Origin of the sequence: Aquabacterium sp. (assembly GCF_014378415.1) — a bacterium.
GTDB lineage: Bacteria > Pseudomonadota > Gammaproteobacteria > Burkholderiales > Burkholderiaceae_C > Aquabacterium.
In genome coordinates this window covers 1-23,219 of sequence record NZ_JACMNS010000113.1, presented here as the reverse complement: position 1 = coordinate 23,219, position 23,219 = coordinate 1, and the positions used below count along the sequence as shown (strand labels likewise).

Annotated in this window: 12 protein-coding genes and 1 pseudogene; 3 read left to right on the top strand and 10 right to left on the bottom strand. The window is 63.4% G+C overall.

Annotated elements, in window-relative coordinates:
* The 6 genes and pseudogenes from H7225_RS10585 to H7225_RS10565 form a co-directional block, all read right to left on the bottom strand.
* On the bottom strand, positions 1-6,839 hold a 6,839-nt coding region (locus H7225_RS10585), incomplete at its 3' end, for a DUF4347 domain-containing protein (RefSeq protein ID WP_290661605.1).
* A 96-nt stretch (positions 6,840-6,935) separates the two neighbouring features.
* A pseudogene (locus H7225_RS18335) lies at positions 6,936-7,031 on the bottom strand (LEPR-XLL domain-containing protein); the annotation flags it as partial.
* 10 nt (positions 7,032-7,041) lie between these two features.
* Positions 7,042-8,184: an efflux RND transporter periplasmic adaptor subunit gene (locus tag H7225_RS10580; protein WP_290661603.1), complete on the bottom strand. Its 1,143-nt coding sequence runs from the start codon at positions 8,182-8,184 to the stop codon at positions 7,042-7,044.
* Positions 8,185-8,390: 206 nt separating this feature from the next.
* A complete protein-coding gene (locus tag H7225_RS10575) occupies positions 8,391-10,397 on the bottom strand; it encodes a DEAD/DEAH box helicase (protein ID WP_290661601.1) in 2,007 nt (668 codons plus the stop codon).
* A 5-nt stretch (positions 10,398-10,402) separates the two neighbouring features.
* Entirely contained in the window at positions 10,403-12,571 is a 2,169-nt protein-coding gene (locus H7225_RS10570) for a PqqD family peptide modification chaperone (RefSeq protein ID WP_290661599.1), read from the bottom strand.
* 9 nt (positions 12,572-12,580) lie between these two features.
* Complete coding sequence (locus H7225_RS10565) at positions 12,581-14,032, bottom strand: HlyD family efflux transporter periplasmic adaptor subunit (protein ID WP_290661597.1); 1,452 nt, start codon at positions 14,030-14,032, stop codon at positions 12,581-12,583.
* A gap of 176 nt (positions 14,033-14,208) precedes the next feature.
* On the opposite strand from H7225_RS10565, the gene H7225_RS10560 reads away from it, so the two are divergent.
* Together H7225_RS10560 and H7225_RS10555 are read left to right on the top strand one after the other, a co-directional pair.
* Complete coding sequence (locus H7225_RS10560) at positions 14,209-14,925, top strand: response regulator transcription factor (RefSeq protein WP_290661595.1); 717 nt, start codon at positions 14,209-14,211, stop codon at positions 14,923-14,925.
* Between the two features lie 3 nt (positions 14,926-14,928).
* Positions 14,929-16,758 carry a hybrid sensor histidine kinase/response regulator gene (locus H7225_RS10555; protein WP_290661593.1) on the top strand — a complete coding sequence of 610 codons (1,830 nt, stop codon included), beginning with the start codon at positions 14,929-14,931 and terminating at the stop codon, positions 16,756-16,758.
* A 554-nt stretch (positions 16,759-17,312) separates the two neighbouring features.
* Here the strand turns inward: H7225_RS10555 and H7225_RS10550 are convergent.
* The 4 genes from H7225_RS10550 to H7225_RS10535 all read right to left on the bottom strand — a co-directional run bounded on the left by H7225_RS10550 (position 17,313) and on the right by H7225_RS10535 (position 21,997).
* Positions 17,313-18,266 (bottom strand): nitronate monooxygenase family protein, encoded by a 954-nt coding sequence (locus H7225_RS10550; protein WP_290661591.1) that lies wholly within the window; start codon positions 18,264-18,266, stop codon positions 17,313-17,315.
* 108 nt (positions 18,267-18,374) lie between these two features.
* Positions 18,375-20,180 (bottom strand): acyl-CoA dehydrogenase, encoded by a 1,806-nt coding sequence (locus tag H7225_RS10545; RefSeq protein ID WP_290661589.1) that lies wholly within the window; start codon positions 20,178-20,180, stop codon positions 18,375-18,377.
* A gap of 121 nt (positions 20,181-20,301) precedes the next feature.
* Positions 20,302-21,234 carry an FAD-binding protein gene (locus H7225_RS10540; RefSeq protein WP_290661587.1) on the bottom strand — a complete coding sequence of 311 codons (933 nt, stop codon included), beginning with the start codon at positions 21,232-21,234 and terminating at the stop codon, positions 20,302-20,304.
* 13 nt (positions 21,235-21,247) lie between these two features.
* Positions 21,248-21,997: an electron transfer flavoprotein subunit beta/FixA family protein gene (locus H7225_RS10535; protein WP_290661585.1), complete on the bottom strand. Its 750-nt coding sequence runs from the start codon at positions 21,995-21,997 to the stop codon at positions 21,248-21,250.
* 104 nt (positions 21,998-22,101) lie between these two features.
* Here H7225_RS10535 and murI point away from each other — a divergent pair, with 104 nt between their 5' ends.
* Positions 22,102-22,947, top strand: coding sequence for a glutamate racemase (gene murI / locus H7225_RS10530; RefSeq protein ID WP_290661583.1), 846 nt, complete (start codon positions 22,102-22,104; stop codon positions 22,945-22,947).
* Positions 22,948-23,219: the final 272 nt, after the last annotated feature.

Here is a 23,219-nt window from a genome sequence, read left to right as displayed (position 1 = left end):
CCATTGGCATTGGCCACTGGCGTGAACCGCAGCAGGCCTGAGGCAATGTTGGCTGCCGAGATCACCTGCCCGGCCGTCACCGCCACGCCGTTCAAGGTCAGGCTGCCCGCGCCTGGCAAGGTGGTGATCTTCACGCCCAGCAAGATGTTGGCGGGTGCGTCGTTCGGGTCGGTGAAACCGAAATCGGCCGCCGTGAAGGTGTAGGCCGTGTCCACGTTGGTGGTCACCGTCTTGTTCGTGCCCGCTGGTGCATCGTTCACGGCCGTGACGTTGACCGTCATCGTGCGGGGCGTGGCGTCCAGGTCCACCCCGCCGTTGGCGGTGCCGCCGTTGTCTTGCACCTGGAAGCTGAAGCTGCTATAGCCCGTGCCATTGGCATTGGCCACTGGCGTGAACCGAAGCAAACCCGAGCCAATGTTGGCCGCCGAGATCACCTGCCCGGCCGTCACCGCCACGCCGTTCAAGGTTAGGCTGCCCGCGCCCGGCAGGGTCGTGATCTTCACGCCCAGCAGGGTGTTGGCCGGTGAGTCGTTCACGTCGGTGAAGCCAAAGTCGGCGGCCGTGAAGGTGTAGGCCGTGTCCTCAAGGGTCGTCACCGTCTTGTTCGTCCCCGCTGGAGCGTCGTTGACGGCCGTGACGTTGACGGTCATGGTGCGGGGCGTGGCATCCAGGTCCACGCCACCATTGGCCGTGCCACCGTTGTCTTGCACCTGGAAGCTGAAGCTGGTGTAGCCAGCGCCATTGGCATTGGCTGCTGGCGTGAACCGAAGCAAACCCGAGGCAACGTTGGCGGCCGAAATCACTTGCCCGGCCGTCACGGCCGCGCCGTTCAAGGTCAGGCTGCCCGCGCCCGGCAAGGTTGTGATCTTCACGCCCAGCAAGGTGTTGGCGGGTGCGTCGTTCACGTCGGTGAAACCAAAGTCGGCCGCGGTGAAGGTGTAGGCCGTGTCCTCCAGCGTGGTGACCGTGGTGCTGGCACCAGCGGGCGCATCATTGACCGCATTGACCGTGATGGCCACCGTGTCCGAGTCGCTCAGGGCGCCACCAGTGCCGTTGTTGCCCTGGTCCGACGTGACGATGCTCAAAGTGTCAGGGCCAGCGTAGTTGCTGGCAGGGGTGTAGCTCAGGCCGGCCAAGGCGGCATTGATGTTGGCGATCGTGCCCGTGAAAACCATGCTGGCATCGGCTGAGCCATCGCCCGATGTGAAGCTCAAGCCCGTCAGGCCGGACAGGGTCAAGGTGCCCTGCAACACGCTCAAGGTCACCTGCATGAGGCCCCCGGCCGCATCCACATCACTGATCGAGATGAGGTTGCCATTGCCTGACGAAAACACCAGGTTGGTATCTTCGTTGGTGGACTGCGCACCAGGTTTGGTGTTGACCGGTGCGTCATTGACCGCTGTGACGGTCACCGTCACATTGTTGTCCAGGCTGGCCTGGCCAGCGGAACTCGTCAACACGTAGCGAACCGCGCGGTTGGTGCTCGAAGGTGTCGAGGTGTTGGTGTTCTGATAGGTCACGTTGTTGATCAAGGCGCTGACGGCCGCATCGGTCGCATTGCCATTCAGGGTGATCACCAAACTGGCCCCACCCGATCCGCCCGTGACCGTCCCGATCAACGTGCCAGCGTACGTGATGTTGGCACCGCTCACGCCGATCTGCCCTGCCCCCGCGCCCTGGTTGCGCACACCCAGCACATCTTCGGCACTGGTACTGCCCGCCGTGAACGACACCGTCAGGTTGCCACCGTTGTAGCCATAACCGCTGCTCAGCACCGCGCTGGCTGCCGCGCCTTGGTCAATCACCGTGGCAGCCTGGTCTTCGGTGTAAGCCAGCGTGTCTCCGGCCAGGTTCAGGATCGCTGGCGCGTTCTGGTACCAGACGTAGGTAAAGTTCTCGCGGTAGGTGTGCCCCGTGTCCGCGTCCAGTTGGGTGACCACGCCCCAGGCACTGCCGTCCCAGGCGACGAAGTTCAGATCCTGATGATCGTCCTGCACGCCCATCATGATGGTATTGGTGTAAGGATCAGAGAACAGCTTGAGCACCTGTGGCGCATCGGTGCCGCCCACTGAGGGGCCTGTCAGCTCGGACGACCAACCGCCGCCGCTGGTCCAGGTGCGGTAGAAGATGTTCGGACCGGTGTTCTTGCCATAGGCGGCCAGCAAGTCGCCGGACTGGCTTTCGAACGCCACCGACATGCCCGAATGGTGATCGGGCATGTCCGACCCGGTGGCCGTGGCCAATTGCCCGTTGCCCCAGCTGCTGCCATCCCACACCGACAACCACACTTCGTGGGCCGCATCTTGCACGGCGATGGCAATGCGGTTGCTTTTGGCGTCCGAGGCCAGCACGGTCGAGTAAACGTCGGATGCCACAGTCACACCAACTGGCGCCGTGATCGTGGATTCGGCCGACCAACTGGTGCCGGTCCAGACGCGGTATTGCACACTGGAAGAATCCGCTGCCGAAGCGTCGTACACCACCATGACGCGGCCGCTGAGCTGCTCATAAGCCACGTTGATCTCGAACAGCTGATCGTTGGTGTTCGTGCCCAGGGTTTGGGCATTGCCCCAACTGCTGCCGTTCCACACCATGGCGTACTGGTTGTTGGTCGCCGCCGAGGTCTGCACCGCCAGCACCATCTCGTGTGTGAAGGCGTTGGAGACCAGCTTCATCTGCAATGGCTCGCCACTGACCGGCGCGGTGATCGTACCGATGGACGACCAGGTGCTGCCATTCCAGGTGGCGTAAGACAGGCCGGTGGTACCCGTGTTGCCGTTGTCCCAGACCAGCATCGCATCGCCGCTGGCATTGTCGTAAGAGATGGCGAAGCTGTCGTATTGCGAGGCGGATGCGCTTGGGCTGGCCACCGGCAAGGTCAGCACCGACGACCAGGTGCTGCCGTTCCAGATGGCGGCCAATATCTTGCCAGACACGTCGGCCGAGCCGATGAAGATGATCTCGTTGCGAGTGGGGGCCTCGGCCGCCGCGATCATCGAAATGTCGCCGGTGAGGTTCAGGCCCGTGGTGCCAACTCCGCTCCAGCCCGAAGTGCCCCAATCCGCATAGCTTTGGTAGTAGCGGTCATTGGTATTCCAGATGACCTTGCCGCGTGGGGCGTTGGCCGGTAACACCGCCTGAACGGCCATCGCGAACTCCGACGCGCCAATGAGTCCGCCTTCCACGTTGGCCACGGCGGTGATCCATTCACCCATGGTGATGCCGGTCACGGTGAGCGAAAAGGTCGCGTCGCCCGTCGTGGCATCGGTGGTGACTTGCGCGAACCCGAGGTAGGTCTTGCCCTCGCCATAGCCACTGGCATCCTTGCTGGTGCTGGAGAAGAATTCGATGTAAATGGGCTGCGCCTGGGGATACCCTTCAATCGATCCCGAGATGACCGTGCTGGCCCCATTCGTGACCACGGAGGTGATCACCGGGAAGTTGTTCAGGTAGTTGGCCCCACCATCGCCATCGTTGTAATCATTGGCCGTGACACCATCGTTGTTCAGGTCAATGCCCAGGCCGGTGTTGCTGTAGATCGAGTTGCGGTAAAACAGATCGTAGATGCCGCCCACCACCGCGATGCCCGCACCGCCATTGCCGGCGATGATGTTGCCGTCGCCCACGCCCTTGCCGCCGATGATGGTGCTGTTGCCGGTGATGTAGACCCCCGCCGCACCATTGCCCAGCAAGGTTGTGCCATCCGCCCCAACCCCGATGTAATTGCCTTTGATGACATGACCGCCTGTCGGGCTGGACACCACCTGAATTCCGTAGCTTGAGTTGCCCGAGATGACGTTGCGGGCGGCCGCCGTGTTGCCCCCCAACGTCGAGGCATTGCTGGTGGTCAGGTAAATGCCCACGCCCGTGTTGCCCAAGGCCGCCGTGCCTGCCGCATTGAGCCCGATCACATTGCCCTGGATGGTGGCCCCGCCCGTGCTGCCGACGTAGATGCCGCCACCGTCGTTGCCCGAGATCACATTGCCTGCGCCTGCGGCCGTGCCGCCGATGATGGCGCTGCCGCCGTCGTCCACATACACGCCATAGGCTGCATTGCCCAGGTCAACCGCCCCGGTGTAGTCGGTCCCGATGTAGTTGCCCTGCAGCGTCGTGGTGCCCGTGGTGGTCACCCACACACCCTGCAAGGTGAACCCCGAGATCACATTGCCCGCACCTGCGGCCGTGCCACCGATCGTGATGTTGGTGGACGAGGTCTCAATCATGATCCCGTAGGCACTGTTGGTCGAACTGAAGGCCGCCGTGCCCGCCGCGTTCAAGCCGATGTAGTTGCCCTTGATGACCGAGCCATCAGCCCCGCTCGCCAGGTAGATGTTGAAGGCCGAGGCATTGCCAGAGATGACGTTGCGGTCGGCCACAGTCGTGCCACCGATGGTCAGGTTCGCGCCATAGGATTCAATGCCTTCAGAGGCATTGCGCTTGCTCGCACCGGCGTTGCTGCCATCGGCATTGAAGCTGCCGATGTAGTTGCCCACGATGGTGTTGTTGTCCGAGCCCGCCTGCACATAGATGCCGTTGGCACCGAAAGCCCGAATCACCAGGCCCCGGATGGTGCTGCCATCGGCCGTGTTTGACAGGCTCAGCCCCTCGCCCGCGCCGCCATTGCCGTCCAGCACCACGATCGGCCGGTTGGTGTAGCCGGTTTGCGTGGCCGCGTTGATGTAGGCAGCCTCCGTGATTGTCGGCAAGGTCGAGGCCATGGTGATGGTGTACTCGCCATAAGTGCCGGTCGATCCGGTGATGGCGAAAGAGATGGTGTCCGTGCCTGCCGTGGTGTTGGCCGCGATGATGGCCTCTCTCAAAGACACCTTGGTGTCGGTGCCACCATTCAGGGCATTGAGCTGTTCGGCCGTGAAGCTGGCTCCCAATCCGGTGTCGTTGTTGTCAGTTGTCGTGGTGACGACCAGGGACGAGGACACGTCCGTGACCGTGACAGCGATGGCCTGTGTGTCAGTCAACGTGCCGTCCGAGACCCTCACGATCAGGTCATAAACGTTGTTGGCACCCACGTCGGTGGGGGCTTCGAAATCGGGGGCGGCGACGAAGGTCAGCACGCCCGTGGTTCCATTGATGCTGAACTTGGCCGAGTCCGCGCCACCTGAGATTGAATAGGTCAGCGATGCACTGTCCACATCGGTGGCAGTCACCGTGGTCACGGCCGTCAAGGTTTCGCGCACATTGACCGATGCCGACGCACCACCGCCATTGCTGCTGATGACCGGCGCGTCATTGACGCGCGTCACCGACAAGGTGGTCGTGGCGGTATTTGTAATGAGGTTGTTGATGTCAGTTGCCACGACGTTGATCGTGCGACTCGTCGTGGTCGGATTGTCCGAGGTGTTGTTGTAGGTGATGCTGCGCAACACGGTTTGATAGTTGGCCACGGTATCGCTGCCCGACAAGGTCAGCACACCCGTGCCGCTGTTGTACGAAGCCGCGACGCTGGTGCCCGTGGTGGTGGCAGACAAGGATTCCAGCACCCCGTCAAGTGGGTTGGTGATCGTCACCGTCATGCCGGTCAGATTGGTGGCCGAGCCACCCGAGATCGTCGCATCGGTGTCGGCGATCTTGATAGGTGTCTGTTCGATGTAAGCACCGGTGTAAGCACTGCCCGTGGCGCCGGAGCTGTTGTTGGCGTCCAGGTCTACCGATTGCGGCGTTGGCGGCGTGTAGGTGACGACCAGCTTGGGCCGATTGGCGACCGTCGCGTTCTCCGCCGAACCAAAAGCGATGCGGGATTGATAGCCCCCGTTGCTGGTCCACCACCCATAGTTGGAAGACGGGTTGGTGGCCCAAGCCTGGACCGAGGCGATCATGTTGGCATTGTTGGTGATCGAGAAGCTGCCCGTTCCGCTTTCAGTGATCGTGCCATCAACAGTGTTCGAATATCCAGTGCCTGATGAAACGCCGCCACCCATCGAATCCCAGGTGGATGCGTCCGTCCACGAGGTCAACATCCGGTGGAAGTCAAAACTCGAGTTCGTGAAAAGGTTCTGAGTCGTGATTTGCATCGTCAACGTCACGCCCGTGATCGTCGCACCCACAGGGATCTGGTTCGTGCCACTGCCGATCAAATTGTCAAAGCGCACCAGCAACTGTGCCGCGCCACCGGTGCCGTCTGCACCAACCAGCAATGTGGTCGATGCGCCGTAGTTGGTGTTGTCTGCGACGCCCGCGTTGGTGCGCAGGTAAGTGTCGGTGGTGTCGGTGTAGCCTGCGGTCGTGCCTTCCTGCAGCGTCAAAGTGGCCAACACGTGGTCCCACAAAGCCACCGCTTCACCCTCCACGACCACGGTGGTTTCGATCTGGCCGTGCTGGTACTCCAGCACCCAGTTGCCGCCCAAAGATGCCGCGCCGGTGAAGTCCTCACTGGCCGCCACGTCGGCCCCCGTGAGCAGGGACAGGTGATCCACCAACAGGCGCCCGGCATCGGTTTGCGCCAGGTCGCAGCCATACAGCAGCAAGTCGGCATCCGCCGTCAAGGCCTGGCCCCAGGACGACAACTCGCCAAGGCGGCTCGCCAAGGCAGCGCTGTCCAGGCGGCTGGTGCCCAAGGTCAAGCCCGATGAATCCCCGTGGCTGATGATGTGCACCGCATCGAGGTCATGCCGTTGCTGCAGGGCGGCTGTGATCACGGCCAGGCCATCTTCGCCGGCCTGGATCACGACCACATCGATCACCTTGCTGGTGGACGCAGTCGTCAAGATGCCCTGGATCAGCTTGTCGGCCTCCGGGACGGTGGCGTCAATGAAGACCAGCTCATGCCGCACTGAGGTTTCGGGGGGCTGCTGACCGGTGGGCGCAGCCACCAGGGATGGCATGACGGAGACTGAGGCCGCCGATGCCCCTGTGGTCAGGGCCGACTCAGCACCGTTCGCCGTCGCGGGCGCCGCCAGTGAGACTGGCAAGCCAAGCAATGTCGCCGCATCCGCAGAGAAAAGGAGCCTGGGCTCCAGCTCTTCAATTTGAAAAGACACTCCGCGGCAACGGCGTTGGGGTGGGACCTGCCGCATGGTCATTCCTTCAGCGCATCGCAATCATCCGAGGAACCACAAACGACGACATGGACTGCGACTTGTTTTTACCTGGCGCCGCCAATGACGTGCTGATGCTCAATCTGGCTTGGCGCATCAGCAGGTAGCTCTTGACCGCTGACCGGCCATTTGCCGGCTGGTTCTGTGCAAATACACGCGCGCCTGGCAAAGTGCGGCCGGCCTCGGTCACGCTTTTCTTCACCGCCGACATGTCCAGCGGATCGGCCGACTGATGGGTGGCTGGCAACGGCCGGGACTTCTGACTCACCGGCGGCGGCATGGACACGGGTGCCGTCGGCAGAATCGGTGCCGTGTCCTTGGTCGCAGGTTGTGCCACGATGAAGTCAACCCGGCACCGCAATCCAGCAGGGATGCGGTTGTCAGGGTTGGGCAGCACCATGCGAACGCGGAAACTGTTGGACGCCGGATCGATCACCCGGTCCACCAACACCACCTTGGCATTCAGGGCGCTAAAGTTGGGCAAATCGGTTTTGACCAGCGCGCCCTGCCCGGCCAGGATGGAGCCAAACTGGGCTGCCGGCACGATGGCCTCAACGCGCAGAGGATCGACCCGCGCCACGCGCACCAGTGGTTCGCGTTCAATGCGTTCACCCTCGGTGCGGTAACGCTCGATCACCACGCCGTCAAAGGGGCTGCGCACATCGCGCTGGCCCAGTTGAACGGCCGACAATTGGTACTCGCGCAAGGCCACACGCTGGGCCTCCCTGGCCTGGGCCACGCGCTGCTCGGCCACCCGGGCCTCGGCATCGGCCTGGTCCAGGGCCTGGTCCGACAAAAAATCTTTCTTGACCAGATCGCGGGTGCGATCGAGTTTGCGCTGCGCCAGCACGTACGAGGCGACGGCCTGCTTGTATTCGGCATCGGCGGCAGACTTGGTCTGCGCCACGTTCACGGAGGCACGCTCCACCTGCGCGGTCAGGCGCGCCAGAATTTGGCCAGCCGACACCGTGTCACCGCGCTCAACCTTCATTTGCTCCAGGACCCCCACAACCTGCGTGCCCACATCGGCAACACGGTCGGGCTCGATCAGGCACCCCAGAGATTCAGCATGGCAGCCGACACCCAACCCGAGGGTAGAGGCTGCCAACCAACTCAACGCTTTGATCTTCAATTCAGGCTCCTGGACCACAAATCTTCGGACTTCTGGCCGTGGTTACTTTTCGACATATGTCGTCCTTTCGGCCGCGCCCCTGAAGGACTTGAGGCATGAAGCCCTGGCCTGAACACTGAAATGCCAACTAAGTCACCAAAGCTGGTCGCGACACCGCCATCATGTCTTTCGAACAGTGAATGCAATCCGTGGAATAGGAAAGGGGTTCAGTCCCAATCCTGGCGTCCGGCCAGCGCCAACTGGCGAGCCATGAGCCGCTCATTGACCAACAAGGACCAGCGCTGATGGCGGCTGACGCCCTCTTTCTGCTGCTGGGCGCCACGGCACAGCCACACCGCCAGCATCCGCGATTGCAGAATTTGGGTGCATACCCGCCAAACCACGGCTTGCCAACCCGAGGCCATGGCTGGCCGGATGGCCTCGTCCTCCCAGCTCAGCACGCATTCGCAACTGCCCGGCATGCCTTGGCGTGCCGCGCGCCCGTAAAGCTGGCGGTCAATCCGGCGTGATGGGTTCAGGTTGGTGTTGATCACGTGCAGGCCGCCGCGCTGCAACACCTCGGGGGCCAGGTGAATGTCGGTGCCGCGCCCGGCCATGTGGGTGGCCACGGTGATGGCGCCGGGCAAACCAGCGGCCTCGATCACCGCCTGTTCAGCTTCGCCACTGGCCTCGTCCTGGCGGGCGTTGAGCAGCTGGTGCGCCACACCGGCCGCCACGAACGCACGCGAAAGTGCATCTGAGTCAGCCACCTTGTCCGTGCCGATCAGCACCGCGCGTCCGGCCTGGGCCTCAACCTGCGCACGGCGGACCACCTCCCGCCACTTTTCGTCGGCGGTTGCCAGAACCTGGGTGGCGCGAACCTGGCGACGCGAAGGCAAACGCAAAGACACCCTCACCACGGGCAAGCCGTAAACGCTCATCAGCTCAGTCCGGCCTTCAAACACCGTGCCACTCAAGCCGGCCAGCGCGTGGTAACGCGGAAAGAATGACTGGTAGGTGGTCTCGGTGAGCGTTTCGGTTTCGGGTTGCGGGACTTGCCCTTCCTTGATGGCGATCATCTGATGCAAGCCCCGTGACCACACCCGACCCACGGCCAAGCGCCCGGTGTTGCTGTCAACGATGTGGATGCCGCCCTCGCGCACCAGGTAGTCCACATCGCGCTGAAAGCAGTGCAAGGCCGACAAGCCCACGCCCACCTGCTCTTCGCGGTAGCGCTTCAGCTTCCACGGGCCTTCCAGCGATTTGGTCAGCGAGGCCAACAAGGTGCTTCCCTCTTCGGTCAGCCGAACCGCGCCACTGCCGGGCAAGCGGAAATCCCGCGTCTGAGCCAATTGGCGGGCCAGGAACAAGGCCAGGCGGTACCGCTGATCAGCCTCGCGCTGGCTGACCTGCTTGGACAGGATCAAAGGTGTGCAGGCTTCATCGATCAGGATGCTGTCGGCCTCGTCCACGATGGCCATGCACAGGCCGCGCAAGACGATGGCAAGCGTGTCCAGCGACGCCCTGGCGGCACGGTCCCGCAGGTGGTCGAAAGCCACCTCGCGCGCGGTCACATGCACCACGTTCTGCTGGTAAGCCTTCTGGCGCTCGGGGGGCGTGCTGGCGGCCATCACCCAGGCCACGCTCAGGCCAAGCGATTCGTAGATGGGCTTGAGCTGCGTGGCATCGCGTCGGGCCAGGTAGTCGTTGGCCGTCATCACGTGCACGGGCACACCGGCCAGTGCGGCCGTGGCGGCGGTCAGCAACACCGTCAGGGTCTTGCCCTCGCCCGTGGCCATCTCGACCAAACGGTTGCCCAGCATCCACCAGGCGGCCTGCTTTTGAACCTCGTGCAGCGAGAAGCCCAGGTGGCGCTTGACCTGCAGGCTGATCACGCCAAAGGCCTCGGCCACCAGTTCAGGCAAGAAGCCGGACACGCTCAGACGCACCCGCAGGGTCGCCAGGCGCTCCTCGAACTCGCGGGCGCTCAAGCCACTCCAAGTCTGTTCAGCCCGCTGGATCTGGCTCAGCAGGGTCTTGTCCTGCTTGGCCGATGGTTTGGCGGGCGCGGCCAGCACCGACTGCACCCAGGCCACCATCGGGCTGGTCGAACGCAAGGGCAAATCACGCAGTGGGTAGTTGCCAAACACAGGGCCAGGGCGCGGCACCAGGCCTCGGTGCGAGACCTGGTCCGACCAAATATTGAGTGGCAACCCATGGGCATCAACGTTCACGAGGCTCACCCTTTGACGTCTGAAAAATGCTTGAGGAACAACTGGCGGGCGCTTTGAGTGACGGTGGCCAGCAAAGGCTGCGGGGTCAAGTCAATGCGCACCCGTGCCAGGCCGCCCGTCCTCGGGATGCGGCCTTCCAGAAGCAGGTCAATCACGAACTGCGGCTCGGTGGGGCGCAGGCCATCGGTGTCGGTGCCGTCGGTGGGCACGCGCCCACCCGATCGGTCGCCCAAGGCTGCGCTGGGCAACCTTTCGGAGGCCCCAGGCACCTCGCTGATCATCTTGGCGGGCCACACCTTGCCGGGCTGCTCGTCCAGCACCACCGACAACGATTTAACCCGGTGGCGCACCGCGTCCACCGAGCGCTCAGGCACCACGGCGCGGATCACACTGGGCTCGTCGGCCAGCACATAAGCCAGCAACTCGCCACGGTTCACCTGGTGCTGGTCCAGGTCTTCCTGGCGCGACATCACGAACTCGCCACTCACCCCGGCGCGCAGCACCTGACGCGACAGGTCCTTGTCCAACTGGGCCATGGCCGCGCGGTCCCGCACCAGGGCCTCTTGCGCGTTCTTCATGCGCAAGGGTTCGGTCGTGTAAGTGCCATGCAGCTCGTTCTCCAATGAATCGATCTGGGCTTGCAGCACAGCCTGGCGTGTCAGCAATTCGGGGTCGTGCACCGACACCACGGCCTGTCCGGCGCTCACCCGCTGTCCGCTGCGCACCCAGACGGTGTCAACCTGGCCATCGCTGGCCGCGCGAACCTGGGCATGCTCGGGCAGCCACACCAGCCCTTCCACCACCATGCTGGAAGGCATCGGCACCAACGCTGCCACGGCCACCAAGCCGGACACCACAAAGCCCGCGCCAGCCATGGCCCGACCACGCACCCTGTCAAAGCCGGGCGACTGCATGAGTTGGTCCAGCCAGGCACGCGTTGGCGCCAGCACCAGCGTCCACAAAGACCACACCAGGATGCCCATGCCCAACCACGAGGATTTTTCCGATGCCCACATGACCATGAGCACGGTCACACCAATGCGGTACAACCAGGACAGCGGTGCATAGCTCCACAGCGCCCAGCGCTCCAATCGATCGGTCCCGTGGATGACCTGGTTTTCCACGGGCGCGTCCATCCGCAAAATTCGCATCGCCGCGCCGCGCATCAACTGGGCGAAAGCGCGTGTACTTCGGTTGCTCAGATTGGGCAGGTCCAGCGCATCGCAGGCCACGAAGTAACCGTCAAACTTCATCAACGGGTTGCCGTTGAACATCAAGGTGGAAAGGCCACCAATGGTCATCGTGGTGAACGCCATCTGGCGCACCCAACCATCTTCAACCAGCAGCCAGATGCCCAAGGCCATCGACGCCAGTGCCAGCTCCACCGCGATGCCCGCCGCGCTGATCTGCACGCGGTGCCAACGGTTGACCAGGCGATTGGATGCACTCGCATCCACATAAGGCATCGGCACGAACAGGAAGAAGTTCACGCCCACCTCGGGCACCTCGCAGCCGTGCTTGCGCAAGGCCATGGCATGCCCCATCTCGTGCAGGCCTTTCAGGATCGGATAGACGACCCAGGCCATGGCCAGGAAGGCCGGGCTCAAGAAGTTCAACTGGGCGTAGGGCAGGATGTCCTTGAGGTTCAGCACCGCGGCCACGCAAGCCAGCGACACCAGCAGGAACCACAGCATGGCCACCCAGGGCATGAAAAGCACGCGCACCAGCGGCTGCGAGCGCTCCAGCAGGGACGAGGGGTTGAACAAGCCCAAGCGGAACGACAGCGGATTGAGGCGGCTGCGCTGTTCTCGCTGAGACCGTTGCTCATCGACGGCCAACATCTGGCGCACATCCGGCGTCACTTCGGCCTGCACCAGGCCGGCGTCGGTCAACTGGCCCAGGATTCGGATCACGTCATGCTGAGATGGTGCGTCATCGCCCAGGTGGCCCAGCAATACCTGCCAGATTTCGTCCACCGTGAAACGCCCATCCAGGCGCCCCACCAGTTCATAGGCCTGGGCGTTGACCCGGTGAAAGCGGCCAGTGGCCTGGTTGTGCAGCACGTACCAGGCTTGCCCGCGCGTGGTCTGCATGCGCACGTGCACATGCTGTCTCAGCCGGGGATGCAGGCTTGAGATGCGGTACCAGTATGGGGACAGTAAGGTGTCTTGCATGGCCCGGGCTCACAACCAGGTCCAGGCGAACATGCGCAACCTTTGCCAGCTGTACACCGCCGCACGCCACAACAAGGGGCGTGCCGGCATCTCGATGCGCGCCACGCCTTGCAGGCCCGGGCGCAGGCCCGTGGCACCAGCGCCCGCGCCGTTGGGCCGGGCCTCGATTTCGTACATCACGCCACCGGGCGTGGTCTTGGCCACCGGCGTCACACGCTCCAGCAACAAGCCAATCACCTGGTCGGGCAAAGCGGCCAGGCGCAAACCGGCCACTTGGCCTCGCTGCAGTCTGGCAATGTCGGATTCGTCCACTTCCAGCACCACGCGCCAATCCAGGCCAGGGGCCAGGGTCAGCAAAGTCTCGCCGCGCTTCAGTGGCGCCCCCAGTTGCTGGCGCAAATCGCCCTGGATCACGACGCCATCGAAGGGCGCCACCACCTTCAAGCGCGACAGTTGCTGGTCTACCAGCGACAACTGCGCCTTGGATTCGGCCAGCTTGTTCTGGGCCGTCATGGCCTGGGCACGGTCACCCCGGGCAAAGGCCTCGGCGAACTCGTTTTCGTGCTGCGCGACTTCCGCCAAGCGCCCCCGGCGTGCACCTTGCAAGTCGTCATCAGACAGTTGTGCCAACACCTGGCCAGCCTTGACCACATCGCCAGGCCGCACCATCACTTCTCGCAAGAAACCATCCTGCGGTGCACTCATGACGCGCTGCACCGCACCTTCAAGGCGGGCATTGGCGGTGACCTGGTGGGGCATCGGCACCAAAGCGCCGAACACCAACAGCCCGGCCAGTCCGCCCAGGCCCCAGCGCAAGCCGGGCTCTGCCGGATCAGCCAGGCGCTGCCGAAAGTCATACCACTGCGCCCGGCAACGGTCCAGCCAGGGGCGGTCAATTTGATAGCGCAGGAGCAGCATCGGCGCGGCCACTTCGGCCAGCGACTCGATCCATTGAACCTGCTCGGGCAAGAACACCCCCGTCGACGGCTCGTCGGTCGAACTGGGGCGAAGCGGATCGGCCTGAACCGCGCGCTCGCACACCAGCACCCCCACCGCTTGGCCGTGACGTGCCAGCGGCACCGACACCAGCCCGCTCAGCCCCTGAGTCTTGAACAAGGCTTGGTGCGCCAGGGTGATCCGCTCATTCATGGCCCGCGTGGGCGGCCAGACCAGCGTGGCATGCTGATGCGCCGCCTCCAGCATCGCCTGGTGCAGCTCCGGAATGGCCACGCCCTCTTCCAGAACCACCCCATCGGACAGGGCCACCACTTTCAAGGTGTCGCGCGTGATCCACCCCAGGGACACCCGGGATGCGCCCAAGAAGCGGCAAATCTGAGTCACCAGGGCCGTGCTGCCGGTGGCCCAATGGTCTTCACTCAGGGTGGCGCGCACGCAGGTCAGCACATCCGGCATGCCCAATTGGGCAATCAGTTCAGCAGGCAGAGCCTGTGGATCCAACATGGTGGGAGACCATGCCGATCCTTCACGTGCTTTGACAGAAGAAACCATCGAACCCCAAGAACGCCTCGTCGTGTTATCGACCGGTTGCCCCAAGGATTGAGCCCGGCTTGCCCCTATGATTCAGGAAATTCAAAAAGCCAAATCCTGAAATAGCGGATGAATCCAAGGAGTTATTCATGAAGGTCCTGCTGATTGACGACCACCCACTGATCCTGGCCGCCCTGCAATCGGTCATCCAGGGCCTGGGGGACAACGTCACCGTTTCCACCGCCTCCAGCGGCCAAACCGCCCGCGACGCCCTGAGCGCGGACCACAATTTCGACCTGGTGTTGCTTGATTTGCACCTGGGCGAAGACAACGGCTTTGACCTGCTGGCCGAGTTGCGCACCGCCTACCCCGCCCTGCCGGTGGTGGTGATCTCGGCCTCGGACCGCACCAGCGATGTCATTCGGGCCATTGACATGGGCGCCATGGGTTTTGTGCCCAAGCGCGCGACCAACGAAACCCTGATTGATGCGCTGCAGCAAGTCATGAAAGGCGGCGTTTACGTGCCGCCCATGAGCATGGGCTCCGACTTCAACCCGGGCAGAGCCCCCGCCCCGGTGCCCACCATCCAGCAAGAAGCGGTGCAAGCCGGCTTCCAGAGCGTGCCCTCGCTGATACAGCTGGGCCTGACGCCCCGCCAGTGCGACGTGCTGGCATTGCTGCTGAAGGGCCAGCCCAACAAGCTGATCGCCCGCGAACTGGGCCTGTCGGTCGAGACCGTCAAGGATCACGTCGCCGCCGTGCTGCGCGCGCTGGGCGTCAGCTCGCGCACCCAGGCCGTGATCGCCGTCAGCCAGATGCTGCAAAAGCAAAGCGGATTCTCGGCCTGGCGCCCCAATGTCCGGTAAATCATGAGCACCGCGCCACCTGCCCTGGTGACCGGCGCTCCCGCCGCGCCGGACTTGCCCGCGCCGCCCAGGGCCACCCTGGTGCCAGACACCGTCCGGTCGGTTTACAGCCAGACCGGGTCCGGGCTCTTCGGGCATATCCTGGGTATGGTGGTCACCACGGCCATCTACTGGCCCCACGCGCCGCACCAGATCCTGCTGAGTTGGGCTACCGCCTTCCTGCTGATTTGGCTGGCCCGCATCGTCGGCATGTACAGCTTCGAGCGCGCCGCTCAGCAAGGTCAAGTCGATCACGACCGGTGGCTGCTGCTGTGGGCTTTGGGCGCCGGCTTCAACGCCGCCACCTGGTGCGTGGCCGCCATCCTCTTTTACGATTACGGTGGATCGTTCGAGCGCACCGCGCTCATGCTGATCATCTATTCGTTCGCCATTGGCTCCGTGCCCTTCATGGCGATGCAGACCAAGCTGTTCCTGACCTGCATGACCATGTACTTCGGAACCATGATCTTGCGCTCGGCCTTCCACGGCCAGCCGCACGACCTGCAGATGGCCGGCATCTGGTTCCTGCTGGGCGTGTGCACCATGTCGGTCGCCTGGGCCTTCCGCAACGTGTTCTCCGAGATGGTGAAGCACAAGCTGCAAACGCAGGATCTGGCCATCAAGCTGCGCGGTGAAACCGCCGCCGCCGAGAGTGCCCAGCGCCTGGCCGAGACCGCCAACCGCGCCAAAACCCAGTTCTTCGCTGCCGCCAGCCACGACCTGCGCCAGCCCCTGCACGCCATGGGCCTGTTCGCCGAAGCCCTGCGCCAGCGCAACAAGGACGAAGAAGTCGTCCACCTGGTCAACAGCATCAACAGCTCGGTCGATGCCCTGGAAGGCCTGTTCAGCGAATTGCTGGACATCACCAAGATCGACACCGGCGCCGTCGACATCGAGCCCGAGCACTTCTCGATGCAGGAGCTGTTCAACCGCATCCGCCTGCATTTTGAGCCCACCGCCTTTGAAAAAGGCCTGATGCTGAGCTTTCGGGGCGAACAGCACCACGCCCTGGCCGATCCGATTCTGGTCGAGCGCATCCTGCGCAACCTGGTCTCCAACGCCATCCGCTACACCGAAGATGGTGGCGTGCTGGTGACCTGCCGCGTGCGTGGCGAACAACTCTGCCTGCAGGTCTGGGATTCGGGCATCGGCATCGCCGAGAAGGAGCAGGTCCGCATCTTCGACGAGTTCTACCAAACCCACAGCGGCCGCCCGCTGGAGCCGCACCACCGCAAGGGCCTGGGGCTGGGCCTGTCCATCGTCACACGCCTGGCCGACCTGATGGCCGCCCCTTTGAGCCTGCGCTCACGCGTGGGCCATGGCACCGTGTTCACCTTGATGTTGCCCATTGGCCGCGCACCGCGCATGCAGCGCAGCAGCATCCCCAGCAAGCCCGCGCTGGGCGTGACGCTGGACCGGCGCCACATTGTGGTCGTGGAAGATGAACTGGCGGTGCTGGAAGGCCTGCAGGTGCTGCTCAAGGGCTGGGGCGCCACCGTGAGCGCCTTCGATACCGTGGCCGCCGTCGAGGCTTGGGCTTTGGCCACGGAGGCCAAGCCTGATTTGCTGATCGTGGACTACCGCCTGCCGGAGCAGCTGACCGGCATCGAGGCGATCAAGGCCATGCGTGCGCGCTTTGGGCCCGAACTGCCCGCCATCATGGTGACGGGCAGCACGATGACGGGGCACGAGGCGGATGCGGCCCAGTACAACTTCCACCTGCTGGTCAAGCCGGTGGTGCCGACCAAGCTGAGGGCGATGATTGCTTTCAAGCTGGGGTTGCGGACGGGCTAGATCGCGCGGTCCGGCGTGGCGCGTTTTCGGCGGCAGCGCGGGGCGGGGGCTGGGGCGGCATCCGTCGGGGCTTCAGCTTGGTGGTCTCGCTGTGCGAGACTGCCTTGCGACGCTCGCGCCGAGGTGTGGCCGTGGAACTCGCTTCGCGGCCTTTGGCCACTGCGCTCAAACAACCACGGCCAGTCAGACATTGATGCGCGCTGTTGCGCGCCCACCTCGGCACTGTGCTTCTCAGCACCAAGCAGGCGCCCCGCCGGATGCCGCCCCAGCCTTTTTGCGCCCCGCTGGTGGCGTGCCACGGTTCTTTTTCGTGCCACGCCACCAGCGAGGCGCTCAAGGATGAGGCGGAGGCTGGTGGGGCGACTTCGGGGACGTCGAGGAGCGCAGCCCGGGGCGGAAAAAGGGTCGTCCGTTGTTTGAGCCCTGCAAGGGCGAGTTTCGGACCATCCCCGCCCCGGGCGAGCACCGCAGAGCAGTCCGCCGCGCAGCGGCGGGCCGTCACCATAGGAGCCCCGCCAGCCTCCGCCTCATCCCAGCCTCGCGCTTCTTCCCGATCACACCAACTTCAGCCGAGCCTCTTCATATTCAGCCTTCAAGCGCGCCACCAGCTCACGCACCGGCACAACCTTCTTGACCGCCCCAATGCCCTGCCCGCAACCCCAGATGTCCTTCCAGACCTTGCCACTGCTTTCGCCACTGCCAAAGCTCATCTGGCTGGGGTCGCCATTGCCCAGCGTGTCCGGGTCCATGCCCGCGTTCACGATGGAGGGCTTCAGGTAATTGCCATGCACACCAGTGAACTTGCTAGAGTAAAGGATGTCGTCGCTGCTGCTGTCGACCACCATCTGCTTGTAGGCATCAACAGCGCGTGCCTCGTCGGTGGCAATGAAGGCCGATCCGACATAAGCAAAGTCAGCGCCCATGGCCTGCGCCGCCAGCACCGCACCACCCGTGGCAATGGCCCCCGACAACGCGATCGGGCCATAGAACCACTCTCGGATTTCAGCGATCAGCGCAAATGGGCTGATGGTGCCCGCGTGGCCGCCAGCGCCGGTTGCCACGGCGATCAGGCCATCGGCGCCCTTCTCGATCGCCTTCTTGGCGAACTTGTTGTTGATGATGTCGTGCAGCACGATGCCGCCATAGCTGTGCACGGCCTCGTTCACATCGGTGCGCGCCCCCAATGAAGTGATCACGATCGGCACCTTGTACTTCACGCACAAGGCCAGGTCATGCTCAAGCCGGTCATTGCTCTTGTGCACGATCTGGTTGATGGCAAACGGCGCGGCGGGCTTGTCCGGGTTGGCGGCGTTGTAGGCGGCCAATGCCTCGGTGATCTCGATCAACCACTCTTCCAGCTGAGCCGCCGGGCGCGCATTGAGCGCGGGCATGGAGCCCACCACACCGGCCTTGCACTGCTCAATCACCAGCGCAGGCGTGCTGAGGATGAACATCGGCGAGGCGATGACGGGGAAGGGAACGCTCTTCAAAACAGCAGGCAAAGACATTGAAAACTCCTTGTGGCCAAGAAAAAAGGATGCCCCTACCGGTCGAACCGTGTGAAGGGCATCCTTGCTGTCAGGGGACCGATGGATGGTCGATCAGAACAGTATCAATCAGAACGAGTCGAGCGCCATGGCTGTCACGCTGTCGCCACCTTCGAGGATGCTGTCGCGCAAGCCGCCAATGCGGGGCAGGATGTGGTCACCATAGAAGCTGGCGGTGGCGATCTTGGCCTTCATGAAGTCGACGTCTTCGCCAGACTGAAGGCGGTCTTCCGCGATCAGCAGGGCGCGGCCCAGTTGCCAGCCACTGACCAGATTGGCCGTCAGCATCAGGTAAGGCACCGAGCCGGCGAACACGGCATTGGGCCGGGTCCGAACGTTGGCCACCACAAAGTCCACCACCTGCAGGAAGGCCTCACGGGCCACCTTCAGGCGCTTGGCCAGGTTCTTGGCGGCCACGCTGTCACGCTGCGCCAGTTGGCTTTCGGTGTCGGCGATCTGCGCAGCAATGGCCTTGGCCAAGGCACCGCCGTCGCGCGAGGTCTTGCGGCCGACCAGGTCATTGGCCTGGATGGCGGTCGTGCCTTCATAGATGGGCAGGATGCGCGCATCGCGGTAGTACTGCGCCGCGCCGGTTTCTTCGATGAAGCCCATGCCGCCATGCACTTGCACGCCCAGCGAGGTGATCTCGATCGAATTTTCGGTGGCGTAACCCTTGATCAGCGGCACCAGGAACTCGTAGACAGCCTGCGCCTGCTTGGCCACATCCTTGTCGGGATGGTGGTGGGCCGTGTCGTAGGCCGAAGCGCCAACGAAGGCCATGGCACGTGCGCCCTCGATCAGCGCGCGCATGGTCATCAGCATGCGCTTGACGTCGGGGTGGTGGATGATCGCGGCCGAGCCGGGCTGCGATCCGTCGACCGGGCGGGACTGCACACGATCCTTGGCGTACGACACCGCGTGCTGGTAAGCGCGCTCGGACACGCCGATGCCCTGCAAGCCCACGTCAAAGCGGGCGGCGTTCATCATGATGAACATGTATTCCAGGCCGCGGTTCTCTTCGCCCACCAGGTGGCCGATGGCGCCAGCGCCCACCTCGCCCTTGTCGTCACCGAACAAGAGCACGGCCGTCGGCGAGGCCTTAATGCCCAGCTTCTCTTCGATCGAAGCGCAATACACGTCGTTGCGTTTGCCGTTGGAGCCGTCGTCGTTCACCAGGAACTTGGGCACCACGAACAGGCTGATGCCCTTGACGCCTTCGGGCGCATCGGGTGTGCGGGCCAGCACCAAGTGCACGATGTTCTCGGACATGTCGTGCTCACCGTAGGTGATGTAAATCTTCTGGCCCCAGATGCGGTAGCTGTCGTCGTCTTGCTTGACGGCCTTGGAGCGAACCAGCGACAGGTCAGAGCCTGCTTGCGGCTCGGTCAGGTTCATGGTGCCCGTCCAGGCACCTTCGATCATCCTGGGGATGTAGCGCTTCTTGAGTGCCTCGCTGCCACCGGTCAGCAGCGCCTCAATGGCACCGCCCGTCAGGATGGAACACAGCGAGAAGCTCAGGTTGGCCGCCGTCGTGTGCTCGATGCAAGCCGTGCCAATGGTCTTGGGCAAGCCCTGGCCACCGAACTCGGCGGGCTGCTGCAGGCCTTGCCAGCCGCCTTCGGCCAGCAAGCGATAGGCTTCCTTGAAGCCCTTGGCGGCACGCACCACACCGTTGTCCCAGGAGCCGTGGTCCTGGTCGCCGCTCCAGTTCAGCGGGGCCACAACGGCCTCATTGAACTTGGCCGACTCTTCAAGCACGGCTTGGGCGGTTTCAAGGCCGGCATCTTCGAAGCCGGGGATCTGGGCAATCTTGTCCAGGCCAGCGAGTTCCTTCATGCAGAACAACTGGTCTTTGACGGGGGCGCGGTAGGTCATGTTCTTCTCCGGATAACGACAAGGGGGCGCCTTGTAAGGCGCCCCCGATAGGCATCAAGCAGACGGTCTGTCTCGCATGTGCGTCCGCAACATCAGCGGTGTTTTAAATCAAACTAAACGATCACAGGGCCTTGATCAGCTCAGGCACAGCCGTGAACAGATCAGCTTCCAGGCCAAAGTCAGCGACCTGGAAAATCGGGGCTTCCGGATCCTTGTTGATCGCAACGATCACCTTGGAGTCCTTCATGCCGGCCAAGTGCTGGATGGCGCCGGAAATACCGATAGCCACGTACAACTGAGGCGCGACGATCTTGCCGGTTTGGCCCACTTGCAGGTCATTGGGGGCGTAGCCTGCATCCACCGCAGCGCGCGAGGCACCCAGCGCAGCACCCAGCTTGTCGGCCAGGGGCGACAGCACGTCGTTGAACTTTTCGCCCGAACCCAGGGCACGGCCACCGGACACGATGATCTTGGCGGCAGTCAACTCGGGGCGGTCGTTCTTGGTGACTTCACGGCCCACGAAGCTCGATGTGCCGCTGTCAGCAACAGCAGCGACCGTTTCAACGGCGGCGGAACCACCCGTGTGAGCAGCGGCGTCAAAGCCAGTGGCGCGCACGGTGACCACCTTGACGGCGTCAGTCGATTGCACGGTGGCGATGGCGTTGCCGGCATAGATCGGGCGCTCGAACGTGTCGGCGCTGATGACCTTGGAGATTTCCGACACCTGGGCCACGTCCAGCTTGGCGGCCACGCGGGGTGACACGTTTTTGCCGTAGGCGGTGGCTGGGAAGAACAGGTGGCTGTAGCCAGAGGCCACGGCCAGCACCTGGGCGGCCACGTTTTCAGCCAGGCCGTCGGCGAACTGCGCGCCGTCGGCGTGCAGCACCTTGGTCACACCGGCGATTTGCGCGGCGGCGGCGGCGGCGGCGCCGGCGTTGGAGCCAGCGATCAGCACGTGCACGTCACCACCGGCTTGAATGGCGGCGGTGATGGTGTTGAACGTGGCGCCCTTCAGGTGGGCGTTGTCGTGTTCAGCAATGACGAGAGCGGTCATGGTTGTGGTCTCCTCAGATCACTTTGGCGTCGTTCTTGAGCTTGCTCACCAGCGTGGCCACGTCGGGCACCTTGATGCCGGCGGAGCGCTTGGGCGGCTCAGAAACCTTCAGGGTCTTGATGCGCGAGGCCACGTCAACACCCAGATCGGTCGGCTTGACCACTTCCAGGGTTTTTTTCTTGGCCTTCATGATGTTGGGCAGCGTGACGTAGCGGGGCTCGTTCAGGCGCAAGTCGGTGGTGATCACCGCAGGCAACTGGAGTTTGAGCGTTTCCAGGCCACCGTCAACCTCGCGGGTCACGGACACGAAGCCGTCGGCCACTTCAACCTTGGAGGCGAAGGTAGCTTGGGGCAGGCCCGTCAGCGCAGCCAGCATCTGGCCAGTTTGGTTGCTGTCGTCATCAATGGCTTGCTTGCCCAGGATGATCAGGTCGGGCTTTTCCTTGGCGACCAAGGCGGCCAGGATTTTGGCCACAGCCAAGGGCTGGATGTCCGCGTCGGTTTCGACGAGGATGCCGCGATCAGCGCCAATGGCCATGGCCGTGCGCAGGGTTTCCTGGCATTGGGTCACGCCCACCGAAACGGCGATAATTTCAGTGACGATGCCTTTTTCTTTGAGGCGCGTGGCCTCTTCGACGGCAATTTCATCAAAGGGGTTCATGCTCATCTTGACGTTGGCGATGTCCACGCCAGAACCATCAGACTTCACACGGACTTTCACGTTGTAGTCAACAACACGTTTGACCGGAACCAGAACCTTCATGCGGTGTTCTCCAGCGTTAAAAAAGCACGATCGTGCGATTCTAGCGCGAGTTATGGCGTCGCGGTGGTGTTTGTCCCCCCGTTCAGAGGAAAATACTGCTTTAAATGACCCCGCCCGACACTGTGCCTTCAGCCAACCCACCCATTGACGCCTGCCTTGGCGAAGGATTGCGCATCGGGCTGTTCGACTCGGGGCTGGGCGGCTTGTCGGTACTGCGTGCGCTGCGCCAGCACATGCCACTGGCGCAGCTCTTATATATAGCGGACTCGGGCAATGCCCCCTATGGCGAGCGCGACGACGCCTTCATCGCCGGCCGGGCGCTGGCGATCAGCGATTTTTTGCTGAGCCAGGGCGCGCAGGTCATCGTGGTGGCTTGCAACACGGCCACGGCCATGGCGGTGCACACCTTGCGCCAGCGCTGGCCAGAGGTGCCCATCGTGGGGGTGGAGCCGGGCGTCAAACCGGCGGTGGCCCAGTCGGCCAACAAGCGCATCGGCGTTTTGGCCACGCCGGGCACCCTGGCCAGCGACAAATTCAAACGGCTGATTGAAATCCATGGCCAAGACGTCGTGATCGTGCCGCAGCCTTGCCCTGGGCTGGCCAAGGAGATCGAGTCAGGCCACCTGGACAGCCCCGCCTTGCGGGCGCTGGTCGATGCCTTTTCCCAACCTCTGCGCCAGGCCAAGGTCGACACCGTGGTGCTGGGCTGCACGCACTACCCCTTTGTCGCGCCGCTGTTTCAGCAGGCACTGGGGCCGCACGTTCGCATCATCGACACGGCAGAGGCTGTGGCACGTCAAACGCAACGTGTCAGCGGCGATCTGCCTTGCTTGCAGGCCCCACACGCCGAGCCCACCATTCAATTGTGGACAAGCGGATCGGCGGCGCATCTTGCCCAGGTGGCCGACCGTTGGCTGAACTTGAAGACCCAAGTCAGCGTATTGCGGTAATTCGCCGGCCCGTCTTTAAAAAGTAGACGGACCAGCACCGGTTACCCGGCGGAAACATCAAGTCACACTTTTGGACAAGCGGACTCGTGACGCAGTTCACGCGCAGCCGTGTGCCCGAGCTCTTAGCCTGGCCTGCCACCCCTCCCTAGCCTTCAGTCTGGTTAACACGTGCCGATAAGTTCGAGGATGACTTGAAGAATATCGCAGGCTGAAATCGGTTCCGAATGCCCCGGCTTATTCGAGCTTTGGAGGTCAGGTCCCGGAATTAGCCT